We start from the raw sequence: 15630 nt of genomic DNA, 5'->3' as shown, positions 1-15630 counted from the left end.
GTCGCCTAGGCCATACCGCCCTTTACAAGACCCTCGGCAATGCGTGCATAGGCTTGGGCCATTGGCCCCTCTCCCGCAGCAACAGGCGTGCCCCCATCGCCCGCAATGCGCGTCTCTAGGTCAATCGGCAATGCCCCCAGCAATGGCACCCCCATTTTTTCCGCTTCGGCAGCAACACCGCCTTGGCCGAATATCTGATGCTCACCCCCGCAGTCGGGGCAGACAAACATCGACATGTTTTCGATCAGACCCAAAACAGGCGTCTTAAGTGTTGCGAACATATCCAAGGCTTTGCGCGCATCGATCAGGGCCACATCTTGCGGCGTGCTGACCACAATCGCGCCCGTAAGTTCGGATTTAGTGCAGAGCGTCAATTGCACATCACCTGTTCCCGGCGGCAAATCTACCAGCAGAACATCCAGCTCGCCCCACTCAACCTGCCCCAGCATCTGCTGCAAGGCGCCCATCAACATAGGGCCACGCCAGACAACCGCCTTGCCCTCTTCCATCATCAAACCAATAGACATCATCGTAACGCCATGCGCCTTTAGCGGGATGATGGTTTTACCATCAGGGCTGGCTGGGCGTTTATTCACCCCCATCATACGAGGCTGGCTGGGACCATATATATCAGCATCCAACAGACCAACCTTGCGGCCCTGTTTGGCCAAGGCAACAGCGAGGTTCGAGCTAACCGTGGATTTCCCAACGCCCCCCTTCCCCGACCCGATCGCCAAGATGCGTTTAACACCGGATGGTTTTGTCGGCCCATCCTGTGGCTTTGGGTGCCCTCCAACCTTCAGACTAGGCGGAGCCGAGGTTTTTTGCGCAGGCCCATGTGCCGTTAACGCGACAGTAACCTGTTTTACGCCAGCTAATTCCGACACAACCTTCTCTGCCGCATCCCGCAGCGGACCCATTGATCGCGCGATCTCTGCGTTTGGCGCCTCGATGACAAAACGCACCACATCGCCCTCGACTGACAGGGCCCTCATTAGATCATGCGCAATCAAACTACGCCCGTCAGGCAAATTGATCCGCTCAAGGGCGGCGATGACATCCTGCTTTGTGACCGACATAACGTTTCTCCATTAACCAGCCTCTGACATCGCAGATTCGGCGAAATCCGCAAGAGCACCACCCAAAGACAAGCAACACCATGGGATTTGATTAAATTTTAAGCAAAGCCACCCCCCTATGCACATGCCGCATAGCAGCATTGCGCATTTTTTAATTGTGCTAACGCAGCATTAACTTTTATACCTAAGCCATGGAAACAATCCTCCCGATAGTTTTCTAAAACATCCAAGAGGCCTTCATCCTCCTCCCGAGGGCCCTCTTATTTTTAGGCGGCGATATCATCCTCCCGATATCGTCGCCATTTTTTTGTCTTCACATTGGCCACGCCTCAGAAATTTACGCACGTTAATGTGATGTCCTTTTGCGTTTGATAATCAGAGGGCTAACTTTTTTCTGCACTTGCAAAAAACGCATAGCCGCATTGCAGCATTGGTTATTGTTTTCTGAACTGGCTGCCTTAAGTATTGAACACAGAAAGACGCAACCGATGGATCGAGAGTAACATGACATACTTCACAGACACCAACGTATCAGTTTCCGCGCAGCCTAGCCGCACCGCAGCATTCTTCGACACGATTGCTCTGAAAATGCGTCAGCGCAAAGTATACAAACAGACATTCGACGAGCTGTGCACAATGACAGCCCGTGACTTGGCAGACCTTGGTCTCTGCCGCGCCGACTTCCGCCGCCTGTCCAAAGAAGCGGCAGAAATGGTTAAGTAATACCGCCATTCCCCGCGATCCGATCCTCCCATTTGATCGCGGGTGAATAAACAGCACGGCAGTGTCTCGCCTCCCCGATGACCCCGCGCTGTACAAAAGATGCATCTGTCTCTCCTCCCAGACAGCTAGATGCACCTGTTAGAGCGGTGGCCCCACCTCCCTGTGGCCACCGCTTTATTTTTTGGGAAGCAGCCTTTGGCAATCCGCCCGACGAAGTTCCCTGCGCCCTAGCTATGTGAATGACTTAAAACGGCACATCATCCGCAGCTGTCAAAAAGCGGGCGACGACCTTTTTGTCCCCTGCTTTTTCAAATGCCACTTCCAGCTTGTCGCCTTCGATCCCGATGATCGCGCCATAGCCGAATTTCTGGTGGAACACGCGTTCGCCCATGGTGAAGCTGCTGTTGGCCTTCATATCAAGTGTCACGCCTTTGGCTTCGGACGGTTGTGCCATTCCACGCGCGCCTGATCGTGCCTGCAACCTGCGCCACCCCGGAGAATCATAGCCATTCGCCTCGGCTGCGGCTTCGTGCAGCGTGCTTTTTGGCATTGCTGCTGCGCCAAATCCACCACCGTAAAGGCCGGGCGGCGTAAGAACATCCACATGTTCTTCGGGTAATTCGTCAATAAACCGCGACGGCATGGCGTTTTGCCATTGGCCAAACACACGCCTATTCGCGGCAAACGAGATTGTGCAAATCTGTTCGGCGCGGGTGATCCCCACATAGGCCAGCCTGCGCTCTTCCTCCAACCCTTTCAGCCCGCTTTCATCCATCGAGCGTTGGGACGGGAACAGCCCATCTTCCCAACCGGGCAGGAACACGCAAGGGAACTCAAGCCCCTTAGCCGCGTGCAGCGTCATGATGCTGACCTTTTCGCCCTCGCCTTCCTTTTCATTATCCATAATCAGGCTGACGTGTTCGAGGAACCCTTGAAGATTCTCGAACTGTTCCAAAGCCTTAACAAGCTCTTTGATGTTCTCCAATCGCCCTGGAGCTTCGGGGGTTTTGTCGTTTTGCCAGTGGGCGGTATAACCGCTTTCGTCCAGAATCATCTCTGCCAACTCGATATGGCTCACCTCAGCGGGGCCAAACTCCATCGGCATCGGACCAGCACTATCTAACAAGTCGTCAACAACACTGTCGTCCTGCACCTCAAGGCGCGGGCCGTGAAGCTTTGACGTCCAGCGATCAATCCCCTCGATCAACAGCTTTAGCTGAGCCGCACCTTTGCCGCCGATTCCCTTTTGCGCCAGCAAAAGGCGCGCGCCTTCGATCAGGTTCACGCCATGCGCGCGCGCCATGCCTTGGATTTTCTGCTGCGCAACATCGCCAAGGCCGCGTTTAGGGGTATTCACAATGCGTTCAAACGCCAGATCATCGTCGGGAGAGGTCACAACGCGGAAATAGGCCATGGCATCACGAATTTCCAAACGCTCATAGAATCGCGGCCCGCCAATCACACGGTAAGGCAAGCCGATGGTTAGAAAGCGATCTTCAAACGCGCGCATCTGGTGCGATGCCCGCACCAAAATCGCCATATGATCCAGCGACATAGGGCGCAGACCACGGGTGCCACGCTGCATCGATTCGATTTCGTCCCCGATCCAACGCGCCTCTTCCTCACCATCCCAATGGCCGATCAAGCGCAGCTTTTCGCCATCGGTCGCTTCGGTCCATAGGGTTTTACCCAAACGCCCTTGGTTGCCCGCAATCACACCTGAAGCAGCGGCCAGAATATGCGGGGTCGAGCGATAGTTTTGCTCTAGCCGCACCACATGTGAACCTGGAAAATCCTTTTCAAACCGCAGGATATTGCCCACCTCAGCACCGCGCCAGCCATAGATCGACTGATCATCATCCCCCACACAGCAGATGTTCTTATGCCCCGCTGCCAACAGCCGCAGCCATAGGTATTGGGCGACATTGGTATCTTGGTATTCGTCAACGAGGATGTATTTGAACCAGCGTTGATATTGGTTCAGCACGTCTTCGTGGGTCTGAAAAATCGTGACCATGTGTAATAACAGGTCACCAAAATCGGTGGCATTCAGTTCCAGCAGGCGCTTTTGATAGGCGGCGTAAATTTCAGGACCACGGTGATTATAGGCACCAGCGTCTGCTGCCGGAATTTTATCAGGCGTTAAGGCGCGGTTTTTCCAGTCATCAATGATGCCCGCCAACATCCGCGCAGGCCAGCGTTTTTCGTCAATGCCTTCGGCTGTAATGATTTGTTTTAGCAGCCGTTTCTGATCATCCATATCCAAAATCGAAAAGTTCGATTTTAGCCCGACCAATTCGGCATGACGGCGCAGCAGCTTGACGCAAATCGCGTGGAACGTGCCCAGCCACGGCATCCCCTCAATCGGCTGCCCCAGCATAGACCCCACGCGGTTTTTCATCTCGCGGGCGGCTTTATTGGTAAAAGTCACCGCCAGAATTTCGTTTGGGCGCGCGCGCCCCGTGTTCAGCAAATGAACAATACGCGCCGTCAGCGCGCGGGTTTTACCTGTTCCCGCGCCGGCCAGCATCAAAACAGGGCCGTCCATCTTTTCAACCGCTTCGCGTTGGGCGGGGTTTAACCCGTCCAGATAGGGTTGCGGGCGCGCGGCCATTGCGCGCGCGGATAACGAGGCACCCTCAAAGGCGTCATGTTCATCAAAACTGCTCATCCCTGATAATTAGCGTAATCGGACGCCACAGAAAACCCGTGTTCCCATATTGTTCTGGATTTTTATTCTGGAGCAATAAGCAGTTCTAGACATTTCGTTCTGGCGCGCCTCATATCCGCCTATGGATCTTCATGCAAAATACCCCGCCCTTTCCGATCTGCGTCGCCGTGCACAGCAACGCATCCCGAAATTCGTTTGGGAATACCTAGATAGCGGCACCGGCACCGAGGCCACTCAGGCACGCAACCGCGCCGCCCTTGATCGGGTCGGGATGATGCCCTCTACCTTACATGGGGAATTCACCGCCGACTTATCCACCAGCTTTCTTGGCAAACAGATGCCCCTGCCCTTTGGCATGGCCCCGATTGGTATGTCTGGCCTGATGTGGCCCGATGCCGAAGGCCATCTGGCCCGCGCAGCAGCAAAGGCCACGATCCCCTACTCTCTCTCGACTGTGGCAAGCCAAAGCCCCGAAGATATCGCCCCTCACCTAGGTCAGCACGCGTGGTTTCAGATGTATCCACCGCGCGACACAGATATCCGGCACGACATGTTGGAACGCGCCAAAGCCGCAGGTTTCTCTACATTAGTGCTTACAGTTGATGTTCCAGTGGCCAGCCGCCGCGAACGACAGGTTCGATCGGGTTTAACCAATCCCCCCCGCCTGACGCCGCGCCTATTGGCCCAAGTTGCAATGCGGCCAGCATGGGCCATCGGCATGGCCCAACGCGGCATGCCGCATATGCGGGGGCTGGACAAATACGCAGATGCCGCGCGCGACGGTCTGTCCTCAACCGCGCATGTTGGCTACCTGCTACGCACCTCTCCTGACTGGGACTATGTCGATTGGCTAAGGGACGCATGGCAAGGCGATTTTATCGTAAAAGGCGTTATGCGCCCCGAAGATGCAACCAAACTAGAAGCCGCTGGCGTGGATGCCTTGTGGGTCTCGAACCACGCCGGACGCCAATTTGACGGCGCGCCAGCCACAATCGAAGCCTTGCCCGATATACGCGCAGCCACCACACTGCCGCTGATCTTTGATAGCGGGATTGAAGGGGGTTTGGACATTTTGCGCGCCCTCGCATTGGGCGCCGATTTTGTCATGTTAGGCCGTGCCTTCCATTACGCGCTGGCCGCACTAGGGCCAATGGGGGTCGACCATTTGATAGATGTACTGGCCAAAGATATGGAATCAAACATGGGCCAAATCGGGGCGCGCAACCTATCCGAGCTGCCCGCCACCATTAAATTAAGCCCTAGCTGACCCTTATTGCGCGCGCAGTTTCGCATCCCCAGAAATGAACTGGAACCGCGTATCACCAGGAGGGAACGGTTCGCCGTTTGCACCAACTGTGCTGACGACATACCCATTACCAGACCGAAAATATGTACCACAAAAGCTGCCGCCAAATTCATTGATCAGCTGACGCGAACCCGCAAGAACAAATGCTGACGCGGTATCACGGCCCACCACCGACAGATCATTGGCCCGCGCACAGGATTTGCCGTCTTGGATCGTGCTATTGGTAATCAGCTCAACGCGCTGCGTGTTATTCGAACCAGGGATTTTTAGCGCCGCGATCTCTTGGGTGATCATCCTATTCCCCTCCACCCGCGCCGTTATGATCGAAGAACAGCTATTGGACGCAGCCTCATATTCAAAGCAGGCCTTTTTACCAGGATTGGCCGCAATAATATTCTGAATCCCCAGCTGCTCACCTTTTTGCAGGGCTTTCGCGGCGAAAGGGTCCTGTTCGACCGCACAACCCGCCAAAACCCCCAACGCCAGCCCCATCCCAGCGGCAATTCCCAGCTTTCTCATGGCCTAAATCTCCTGTTTTCTTATTTTTCTGCTTGAGAACAGGTTATCCAACGCGAGATTTGTTTCAAGTGTAACAACAGCTATGTGCCCGAATTACCACGAAATTCCACTCAGATCAGGCCAGTAAGGCCCCAAAACAGCATATAGTTGTGCCAAAATCCGCCCTTTCTACCCAATGTCACGCATTGCAGCTTTGCACCCGTTGCGCCTACAAATCGTCCAATTGACCTATAATTAAGGCCTGAATACATGACCGACTTCCGCAAAATCCTGATCGCCAACCGTGGTGAAATCGCCATCCGCATTATGCGCGCTGCAAACGAGATGGGAAAAACGACCGTTGCCGTTTTTGCCGAAGAGGACAAACTTGGCTTGCACCGCTTTAAGGCGGATGAGGCCTATCGCATCGGTAAAGATCTCGGCCCCGTTGCGGCGTATCTGAGCATTGACGAGATGATCCGCGTTGCCAAAGCCAGCGGTGCAGACGCCATCCACCCTGGATACGGTCTTTTGTCAGAGAACCCCGATTTTGTAGATGCCTGCGCCCAAAACGGTATCACCTTCATCGGCCCAAAGGCCGAAACCATGCGCGCCCTTGGCGACAAAGCCAGCGCGCGCCGTGTGGCCATTGCGGCCGATGTGCCTGTTATCCCAGCGACAGAGGTCTTGGGCGATGACATGGAGGCGATCAAAGCCGAAGCCAAGGAAATCGGCTATCCGCTGATGCTCAAGGCATCATGGGGCGGAGGCGGTCGTGGCATGCGCCCCATCTACAACGAAGACGAGCTGGAAGAAAAAGTACGCGAAGGCCGCCGCGAAGCCGAAGCCGCATTCGGCAATGGCGAGGGCTATCTGGAAAAGATGATCCTAAAGGCGCGCCACGTTGAGGTGCAGATCCTTGGTGACAACCACGGCGATATCTACCACCTGTACGAGCGCGACTGCTCGGTTCAGCGCCGCAACCAAAAAGTGGTTGAGCGCGCGCCAGCCCCCTATCTAACCGAAGAACAACGGGCACAGGTCTGTGAGCTGGGCCGAAAAATCTGTGAACATGTGAAATATGAATGCGCAGGTACCGTTGAATTCCTGATGGATATGGAAACCGAGGAGTTCTACTTTATCGAGGTGAACCCCCGCGTTCAGGTGGAACACACTGTGACCGAAGAGGTCACCGGCATTGATATTGTACGCTCGCAAATCCTGATCGCAGAAGGCAAAACCATCGCCGAGGCCACAGGCAAGGCCCGCCAAGAAGACATCACCCTGACGGGGCACGCGCTGCAGACACGGATCACCACAGAAGATCCGCAGAACAACTTTATCCCTGATTACGGGCGCCTCACCGCATATCGGTCGGCCACGGGCATGGGCATTCGTCTGGACGGCGGCACCGCCTATGCGGGCGGCGTGATCACGCGCTACTATGACAGCCTGCTGACCAAAGTAACCGCCAAAGCACCAACGCCAGAGATGGCCATCGCCCGTATGGACCGCGCCCTGCGCGAATTCCGTATTCGCGGCGTCTCTACCAACATTGCCTTTGTGGAAAACCTGCTGAAGCACCCGACGTTCCTCGACAATACGTACCACACGAAGTTCATTGACGAGACGCCGGATCTGTTCACCTTCAAGGCCCGCCGTGACCGCGGCACCAAGGTTCTAACCTATATCGCCGACATCAGCGTGAATGGTCACCCTGAAACCAAAGACAAGCCCCTCCCCGCAGCTGCTTCGCGCGCGCCTTTACCACCAGAAAACCGCGCCGAGCCCATGATGGGCACGCGCAACCTGTTGGAACAAAAAGGCCCGCAAGCCGTGGCCGATTGGATGGGCCAGCAGCGTCAGTTGCTGATCACCGACACCACCATGCGCGATGGGCACCAGTCTTTGCTGGCCACGCGTATGCGCAGCCATGACATGATCAAAGCGGCCCCTGCCTATGCCGCCAACCTGCCGCAGCTGTTTTCGGTTGAGTGCTGGGGCGGTGCGACATTTGATGTGGCCTATCGCTTTTTGCAGGAATGCCCATGGCAGCGCCTGCGCGACATTCGCGAAAAGATGCCAAACATCATGACGCAAATGCTGCTGCGTGCCTCAAACGGTGTGGGCTATACCAACTACCCCGATAACGTGGTGCAGCATTTTGTAAAAACCGCCGCCAGCAGCGGCGTAGACGTGTTCCGCGTGTTTGACAGCCTGAACTGGGTCGAAAACATGCGCGTCGCGATGGATGCCGTGCAAGAGGCCGGCAAGGTCTGCGAAGGCACCATCTGCTATACTGGCGACATCTTTGACCCTGATCGTTCGAAATATGATCTGAAGTATTATGTCGATATGGGCAAACAGCTGCGCGACGCTGGTGCCCATGTTCTTGGCCTGAAAGACATGGCTGGCCTGCTCAAACCCGCGCAAGCACGCCAACTGGTCCGCGCGCTGAAATCCGAGGTCGGCCTGCCGATCCATTTCCATACCCATGACACCGCAGGCATCGCCACGGCGACCATCCTTGCCGCCTCTGAGGCGGGTGTGGATGCGGTTGATTGCGCCATGGATGCGTTTTCGGGCAATACATCACAGGCCACGCTGGGCTCGGTCGTAGAGGCGCTGCGCCACACCGACCGCGACACAGGTCTGGACATGAACGCCGTGCGCGAAATTTCCGATTACTGGGAAGAAGTGCGTCACCAATACGCCGCCTTTGAAACCGGCATGCAGGCCCCCTCCTCTGAGGTGTATCTGCACGAAATGCCCGGTGGTCAGTTCACCAACCTCAAGGCCCAAGCCTCCAGCCTTGGTCTGGATGACCGCTGGCCCGAGGTTGCGCGCACCTATAGCGATGTGAACAAAATGTTCGGCGATATCGTAAAGGTCACGCCATCCTCGAAGGTTGTGGGTGACATGGCGCTGATGATGGTGTCCCAAGGGCTGACACGGGCGCAGGTCGAAGACCCCGGAACGGATGTTTCTTTCCCTGACAGTGTCGTGGACATGATGCGCGGCAACCTTGGCCAGCCTCCCGGTGGCTTCCCAACAGGTATCGTCAACAAAGTCCTGAAGGGCGAGAAACCCAACACAGATCGCCCAGGTGCCCACCTAGAGCCTGTCGATCTTGAAGCTGTGCGCGCCGAGCTTGCGGCCAAATTCGACACTGAGATCGATGACGAGGACCTCTGCGGCTATCTGATGTATCCAAAAGTCTACACCGACTATATGGACCGCCACGAAACCTACGGCCCTGTGCGCACCCTGCCCACGCCAACGTTCTTCTATGGCATGGAGCCCGGTGAAGAGATCGCCGCCGAAATCGACCCCGGTAAAACACTGGAAATCAGGTTGCAGGCCATTGGCGAGACCAATGAAGACGGCGAAGTAAAAACGTTCTTTGAACTCAACGGTCAACCGCGCGTTATTCGCGTGCCAAACCGTCTGGTCAAAGCAACAACCCAGCAACGTCCAAAAGCCGAAGCAGGCAACCCCAACCACATCGGCGCGCCGATGCCGGGTGTTGTTGCCTCTGTGGGCGCGATTGTCGGCCAGACCGTAAAAGAAGGTGATCTGTTGCTAACGATTGAAGCCATGAAAATGGAAACAGGCCTACATGCCGAACGCGACGCTGTTGTAAAAGCAGTGCATGTTTCCGCAGGTGGCCAGATAGACGCAAAAGACCTGCTGGTAGAATTGGAGTAAATGACAATGCCATTAGCAATCACACCTCTCTACGCTGGTCTTCTGGCGCTCATCTTTATTGTGCTTAGCGTTTTGGTCATCCGCGAACGATTTGCTGTAAAAAGCTCGGTTGGGGATGGCGGCGACCAAGGTTTGATCAAGCGCATGCGAATCCATGCCAACTTTGCCGAATACGCCCCACTTGGGTTGATTCTGATGCTTTGTGCCGAACTTCAGGGCGCGCCTGCAGTTGCAGTTCATGCAATGGGCGCCAGCCTGCTGTTGGGCCGTTTTCTACATGCGGTCGGCATGTCGCGCACCCCACAGATCATTGCCCTCCGACAGGCAGGAATCCTACTTACTTTTGCGATGTTGACCCTTAGCGCACTCACTCTGATTGGCCATTCGATCTTCTAAATGAAACTTTTTTCGAAACTTGTGAAATTACCTCTTGCGGCTCCCAGCGCAGAGGGCTAAATCACCCCCACTAGCGGATGCGGGCGTAGCTCAGGGGTAGAGCATAACCTTGCCAAGGTTAGGGTCGGGCGTTCGAATCGCCTCGCCCGCTCCAGCTAGTTAAAGAAAAACAAAGAGTTACAGCGCAAGCTGTAGCTCTTGTTTGTTTTTGGGGTCCTGATTTTCCCTGCACAGGCTTTTTGCGCCCTCCCCGCTTATTCAAACCAGAAATCGTTAAATCCGATAGGCTTTGCGTGAATCACTCATCGGTGAGAAACCCCATACGTGCCGCCTGATAGGCCGCTTCTGCGCGATTCGAGATGTTGAGCTTGCGGTAGATCGCCTTGACGTGACTCGAAATTGTGCTGGGGGCTAGACCCAGCTCTGCTGCCACATCCGAAACACGCATGCCCCGCCCCACCAACGATAAAACTTCGCCCTCACGCGGGGTCAGTTCAGGTTCGGAATCCACACTAGGGCCAGTAGCCCGAAAGTGCCCCAGTACACGCCGCGCAATTGCAGGTGAGAGCGGCAACTGCCCCTGTGGAATTAACCGGATGTGACTTGCGATCATATCGCGCGGATCGCTTTTCAAAACATACCCATCCGCCCCTGCGGACAAAGCGGCCACAATAGCAGCGTCACTTCCCAGTGCTGTCGTGACAATAGAAATGACGCGATCCTGTGTCTGAGCCAATTTGCGCAAAACTGAATACCCGTCACCATCTGGCAGCTGCAAATCAACCAAAGCCAGATCAAATTGTGATCTTTCACACAGATGAATCGCTGATCGCAGGTCCACGGCCTCGGACACTGAGGCACGTGGGAAAACGTCCCCAAGGATATCGACCAAAAACGCTCGCGCCTGTGAAATATCCTCTACGATAAGAATCTCTTTGATCATCAAACCTCTTTCAGGCGCCTTGAACTGCACCGCTCTTTATAGGCACTTCAAATTTCACTCCCGAGCCGTCCTGATCACTTTCAAAGGCCAAATTGCCTTTCATCGCTTTGACACGTGCCGCGATGTTATCAAGCCCCGCACCACGTTTGACAGTTTGCGGATCGAAAGCTGCCCCATTGTCGCGAATGTGGATTTCTATGCTATCCCCCTTTTGGGTGAGGGAAACTTGCATTCGGGTCGCGCCGGAATGTTTGATCGTGTTGCTCGTGACTTCGCGCAAGATTGACCGAAGGTTGTTCACAAACAGATAAGGCAGGGCCGCATCGCATTTTGGTACAGTTGCCATTGGCCAATCCAACCCGATGTCATGGATTTCCAACCGGTCCGCCATTTCAACCCGCAGATCAGCCGCAACATCGGCAAGGTTGAATTTTGCCGAAAACCCATCGCTGATGATAAGGCGCAGATCCGCTAAGGTTTCGCGTAAGAGCGCATCCTTGTTGGTGTTTTCCGGCGTGTGCAACGCGCTGAGAAGCTGGGCCCCGATATTGTCATGCACATCACGGCTGATCCTGTCTCTTTCAACCGTTACGCCCCGTTCATAGGCGACATGGCTGTCATGGGCGACCCCCAGCATTTGTATCAACACGCCAGCCGCGGTTACATCTGCCGAATTGAACAAACGCCGACCGCCATCGGCATATTGCAATTTACGCCCCTCCAAACCTGAAACCATCGGGATCAGCAAAGACAACCCGTTATCTGCTATTTGAACAACCGCAGGGGGGGCCTTTAATTCGACCACAGTACTGGCCGTCGAAAAGAAGTCCTTTAACAAACGATCCCAACGCGCCCCCTGAAGACGTTTTGTCGGGGCCAATGCCACCTCGAATACATCGGGGATATGTTCTGAAGGGCGTGGGGTTTTGGGCGATAGTATCTTGATCAACAGGAACTGGCGCAAAGGGAAATACAGAAAGCTGGCGATAACCAATGCAATCGCCAATGACGTTAGCGGCTGGTTACTAAGCCACAGCAAGAGCAGGAAGTCCGTTGCAAAGATCAAAAAGACCCCTGCCAGCCACAACCATATGAAATAGGCATAACGATCCAGATCAAAGACCCGCCAGCGCACCACCCCCAAGGCCAAACCGATTTGCATTAGATTGAAAAAGCCAAACGCATAGGATTGTGAAATCACCCCCTGTTCCGCCAACCCCAAAACGGGCGGCAAGACAGACAGGCAAATGAATAAGGTGCATCCGATCAGACAAAACAGGAAAAACCACCGCAGGCCCGCGCGATCCAGTTGATTGCCTTTTGATCGCCGCCACTGAAGCACACCAAAGATGATAGAGATGATCAGCTGGGTGCTGATGATCAAATTGATCCATAGCTCTTCACCAACGTAAAGCATCTCTAAAACCAACCCGACGCCATAAACGCCAAGAGGCAACAGCAGCCAAATCGGGCGCACGATCGGGCGCGGATACATCATAAACAACCCGACCAAAGCAATTCCAAAAGCCCCTGATCCGAAATGGTTTATGCGCGACAGTATCCCGAACTGATCCCCCGGAAGCGCGATTTGACGGGTTGAATAAACAGCAGCCGCCATCGCGGAAACAGCCAGAAACAACCCCGTCAAGGCGAACATACGCGCGCCCCACTCGCGCCCCTTTAGCGACATCACCCAGCCCGCCATCAAAACCCCAAAGATGCCCACCGCTTGCTGAAACCAAAATGGGAAAGGAAGGTCGGAAACGGCACGCGGCCTTGGGGCGTAAACATTGGTTTGTTGCTTGCCCTCAAGGGTTTCAAACGTCACCTCGACCTGAGCCTTTTCCAACCGCTCTGCGATTTCGGTCTGCCGTGCAAAAAACTTCGTTAATTTTGGATAGGTTCCCAAATGATCAGGTTCAATCAACCGGTCAGACGGGATCAATTCAAAATCTTCAACTTTGATCACGGTTACCCCTTTGGGCAAATCCATGAACGGACGGTTCACCGCAACAATGACCGAAACCATCGACATCACCAAAGCCAGAAAAACCGAAACTCCAACAATAGAAAGAGGTGTAATTCGAAAGGAAGAAAAATTCATAATGCCGCTTCTGCCTCCTGCTGTTTTTGGATCATACGAACCCAATCTCAAAACACGCGATACTCGGCAAAATACGCTCAAAGCCTAGCCGAGCCGCGTAATATTGCAAGTTTCCCTGTTTAAAACTTGCGCGTAACGCCAATGGACACACTTCTGTTCAGGTAATTCGCGACAGGTATGTTTGAGTTATTTTTCTCAATGGCAAAGCGGATTTGGGGGGCCAAAGAACCGATCGTAAAGTTCGTGTGATGCAGGCTAAGGTCCAAACCCACCTTATGATCCTTTCGCGCGACACCAAAGATCGGGCTGATCCCGCTGCGCCGATCTATCTCGCCTCTCAGGGTGACACTCGCCGTTAGGCCGCCATCAAAAGAGTAAGAGCCGCTGAGCGACAATCCTTGGCGCAAACCATCCGAAACCGCCTGATCGGTGCTTGAGACATCGACAAACGCATTCACTGACGCCGATGCATTCCCGCCAATCTGCTGCTGGTAGCCTATGTTGAGGAACATGCGGTCGATATCAGCCCGCCCATATCGGCGAAAGGCGCGTGAGACCTCGGAACCGACCCGCAATGTCCCTGCATCTCCGACCCTACGTGCATGGTGGAAATACAGGCCCAACGTATCGGAATACGGATCATCCGCGATCATCCGCGTCCCCAGTTTCACGCCGCCTTCCCAATACTTTAGCGGATCACGATTAAAGGACAGCCCAGCGCGCCCGATCAACTGATAATCACGTAGAACTTCCTGAGAGGAATACTTCAAATGGGCGTTCAATGAAAACTTGGCCTTCACCCCCGGCTTTAGGGTCGGCGCATAGGTGACGCCCGCGTTTAGCAATGCGCTGACCGCGGGCTTGCCGATCGCGGCATCATCCAGTTGCAAAGGAAAGCCGCCAACGATTACCACCTGCCCCTCGGTTTGTTTGGTGCCGTTCGATTCCGGCAGGATGTTGAAATTGAGGTAGCCCGACCAAACCTTTCGCGCGTTTAGCTTAACGATCATGGAATTCACCAACTGCCGCTGCCCAGTGTTCAGCTCCGCGCCCAGCAGCCGATTGAAATGGTACTTTGATCGCGCGTCCCGCCCGAGGTGGTACAAGGCCAAAGCCAGTTCATAGCGGTAATTCTTGTTTGTGGGGTCTTTCGCGACAAGCCCCTCTAACAGCGGCAGAGATTGAACATGTGCACCAGTCGATTTGAGACGCAGCGCAACTTGCCACGCCTCCCCCTCTGGGGGCTGGGCATTCGCCTGTCCAAGCATCAGCAAAAGGCAAAGACCAAACATAGCCCCCGCCTTTTGTAATCTTCTTATGCCCTCAGAAAAGGTCAATCGCGGTCAACATACCATGTGCCGCCCGTGATCTGATTGGCCCCCGTTGAAGGATCAATAACAACCGCCGAAGCACCAAAGGCCCCTTCGCCGTCAACGCCAACCATGTTGCCCTGCAACGTCATCAAAGCATCCCCCGTCAACGTGGAGCCTGGATCGGACAATGCGCCGCGCATCTCAACTGAAAGGCCTGTAAAGGTCGTTGCGCCCTGCCCCGGTACGTTCACCGTTGAGGTTGTCACCGCATTCACGCCAGACGGTGCGTTTGCTGTGCTCAATGATCCCCCCACATCGGTCTGAACGCCGTTGATCTCACCCGAGAAGTTTGACGCCGTAGCAGAAATGGGGCGGTTTACGTTGGGGTCAAAGTTGACCGTCATGGCCAGATCACCCACGACGATCTCATCAGAGTTCGCGTTGTTGGCATCTGTCCTTACACTAACTTCGCCAGAAAAATCGCCCGACCCTGTGAGTGCCGTTTGTGTTGGTAATTTCATCGACGCGGCGTCAAAGCTGTCTTGGAAGCTGGAACCGCCGCCACCTCCACCGCCGCCGCCACCGCCACCGCCTCCAGCGGCTGTACCGCCATTTGAGCTACCGAAACAGGCAGCAAGTGACAGGCAAGCGACCCCAATAAATGAAATCTTTAGTGTCCGTTGTATAAACATTTTCTAATTCCCGTTTTTAAGGGCGCAAAAGCCCTCAATTGCATGAAAGTCGCTACAAATATTCGACTTGCAGCATGGTTCTGCATTCACGGGATCACATCACTCCCCCCAACAGGGGAGAAGTGTTAACGAATTTCTAATCATTCTCCACTTATGGGGGAATTTCGGTTTTGCCACGTCAGAATCGATCACGCCAA

At 54.7% G+C, this 15630-nt stretch carries 11 protein-coding genes and 1 tRNA gene; 5 read left to right on the top strand and 7 right to left on the bottom strand.

Going from position 1 to position 15630, the window contains the following annotated elements; genetic code table 11:
• Positions 1-5: 5 nt before the first annotated feature.
• Entirely contained in the window at positions 6-1079 is a 1074-nt protein-coding gene (locus Z948_RS0114075) for an Mrp/NBP35 family ATP-binding protein (protein WP_025060195.1), read from the bottom strand.
• 504 nt (positions 1080-1583) lie between these two features.
• Between Z948_RS0114075 and Z948_RS0114070 the strand changes: the two genes are divergently transcribed.
• Complete coding sequence (locus Z948_RS0114070; protein WP_025060194.1) at positions 1584-1802, top strand: DUF1127 domain-containing protein; 219 nt, start codon at positions 1584-1586, stop codon at positions 1800-1802.
• 244 nt (positions 1803-2046) lie between these two features.
• Here Z948_RS0114070 and Z948_RS0114065 read toward each other — a convergent pair whose 3' ends face one another.
• Positions 2047-4473, bottom strand: a complete 2427-nt coding sequence (locus tag Z948_RS0114065; protein WP_025060193.1) for an ATP-dependent helicase — start codon at positions 4471-4473, stop codon at positions 2047-2049.
• Positions 4474-4594: 121 nt separating this feature from the next.
• Here Z948_RS0114065 and Z948_RS0114060 point away from each other — a divergent pair, with 121 nt between their 5' ends.
• A complete protein-coding gene (locus Z948_RS0114060) occupies positions 4595-5740 on the top strand; it encodes an alpha-hydroxy acid oxidase (protein ID WP_025060192.1) in 1146 nt (381 codons plus the stop codon).
• A gap of 3 nt (positions 5741-5743) precedes the next feature.
• Here Z948_RS0114060 and Z948_RS0114055 read toward each other — a convergent pair whose 3' ends face one another.
• Entirely contained in the window at positions 5744-6298 is a 555-nt protein-coding gene (locus Z948_RS0114055; protein WP_025060191.1) for a hypothetical protein, read from the bottom strand.
• Positions 6299-6547: 249 nt separating this feature from the next.
• Between Z948_RS0114055 and Z948_RS0114050 the strand changes: the two genes are divergently transcribed.
• The 3 genes from Z948_RS0114050 (at position 6548) to Z948_RS0114040 (ending at position 10535) form a co-directional block, all read left to right on the top strand.
• Positions 6548-9985: a pyruvate carboxylase gene (locus tag Z948_RS0114050; RefSeq protein ID WP_025060190.1), complete on the top strand. Its 3438-nt coding sequence runs from the start codon at positions 6548-6550 to the stop codon at positions 9983-9985.
• Positions 9986-10381: an MAPEG family protein gene (locus tag Z948_RS0114045; RefSeq protein WP_342665870.1), complete on the top strand. Its 396-nt coding sequence runs from the start codon at positions 9986-9988 to the stop codon at positions 10379-10381.
• A gap of 79 nt (positions 10382-10460) precedes the next feature.
• Positions 10461-10535 (top strand) — tRNA-Gly (locus Z948_RS0114040).
• A 144-nt stretch (positions 10536-10679) separates the two neighbouring features.
• Here Z948_RS0114040 and Z948_RS0114035 read toward each other — a convergent pair.
• The 4 genes from Z948_RS0114035 to Z948_RS18975 form a co-directional block, all read right to left on the bottom strand.
• Positions 10680-11324 (bottom strand): response regulator, encoded by a 645-nt coding sequence (locus Z948_RS0114035; RefSeq protein ID WP_037951911.1) that lies wholly within the window; start codon positions 11322-11324, stop codon positions 10680-10682.
• Between the two features lie 10 nt (positions 11325-11334).
• Positions 11335-13428: a sensor histidine kinase gene (locus Z948_RS0114030; protein WP_037951909.1), complete on the bottom strand. Its 2094-nt coding sequence runs from the start codon at positions 13426-13428 to the stop codon at positions 11335-11337.
• Positions 13429-13547: 119 nt separating this feature from the next.
• Complete coding sequence (locus Z948_RS0114025) at positions 13548-14720, bottom strand: surface lipoprotein assembly modifier (protein ID WP_025060186.1); 1173 nt, start codon at positions 14718-14720, stop codon at positions 13548-13550.
• Positions 14721-14761: 41 nt separating this feature from the next.
• Positions 14762-15433 (bottom strand): hypothetical protein, encoded by a 672-nt coding sequence (locus Z948_RS18975; protein ID WP_025060185.1) that lies wholly within the window; start codon positions 15431-15433, stop codon positions 14762-14764.
• Positions 15434-15630: the final 197 nt, after the last annotated feature.

Origin of the sequence: Sulfitobacter donghicola DSW-25 = KCTC 12864 = JCM 14565 (genome assembly GCF_000622405.1) — a bacterium.
Taxonomy (GTDB): Bacteria; Pseudomonadota; Alphaproteobacteria; order Rhodobacterales; family Rhodobacteraceae; genus Sulfitobacter; species Sulfitobacter donghicola.
The sequence above is the reverse complement of the archived record's forward strand: the minus strand, read 5'-3'. Positions and strand labels throughout refer to the sequence as shown.

What these genes read in the sequence shown, in the direction of transcription:
- Z948_RS0114075 (WP_025060195.1), bottom strand. Translation starts at nt 1,079, where the DNA reads ATGTCGGTCACAAAGCAGGATGTCATCGCCGCCCTTGAGCGGATCAAT.
- Z948_RS0114070 (WP_025060194.1), top strand. Translation starts at nt 1,584, where the DNA reads ATGACATACTTCACAGACACCAACGTATCAGTTTCCGCGCAGCCTAGC.
- Z948_RS0114065 (WP_025060193.1), bottom strand. Translation starts at nt 4,473, where the DNA reads ATGAGCAGTTTTGATGAACATGACGCCTTTGAGGGTGCCTCGTTATCC.
- Z948_RS0114060 (WP_025060192.1), top strand. Translation starts at nt 4,595, where the DNA reads ATGGATCTTCATGCAAAATACCCCGCCCTTTCCGATCTGCGTCGCCGT.
- Z948_RS0114055 (WP_025060191.1), bottom strand. Translation starts at nt 6,298, where the DNA reads ATGAGAAAGCTGGGAATTGCCGCTGGGATGGGGCTGGCGTTGGGGGTT.
- Z948_RS0114050 (WP_025060190.1), top strand. Translation starts at nt 6,548, where the DNA reads ATGACCGACTTCCGCAAAATCCTGATCGCCAACCGTGGTGAAATCGCC.
- Z948_RS0114045 (WP_342665870.1), top strand. Translation starts at nt 9,986, where the DNA reads ATGACAATGCCATTAGCAATCACACCTCTCTACGCTGGTCTTCTGGCG.
- Z948_RS0114035 (WP_037951911.1), bottom strand. Translation starts at nt 11,324, where the DNA reads ATGATCAAAGAGATTCTTATCGTAGAGGATATTTCACAGGCGCGAGCG.
- Z948_RS0114030 (WP_037951909.1), bottom strand. Translation starts at nt 13,428, where the DNA reads ATGAATTTTTCTTCCTTTCGAATTACACCTCTTTCTATTGTTGGAGTT.
- Z948_RS0114025 (WP_025060186.1), bottom strand. Translation starts at nt 14,720, where the DNA reads ATGTTTGGTCTTTGCCTTTTGCTGATGCTTGGACAGGCGAATGCCCAG.
- Z948_RS18975 (WP_025060185.1), bottom strand. Translation starts at nt 15,433, where the DNA reads ATGTTTATACAACGGACACTAAAGATTTCATTTATTGGGGTCGCTTGC.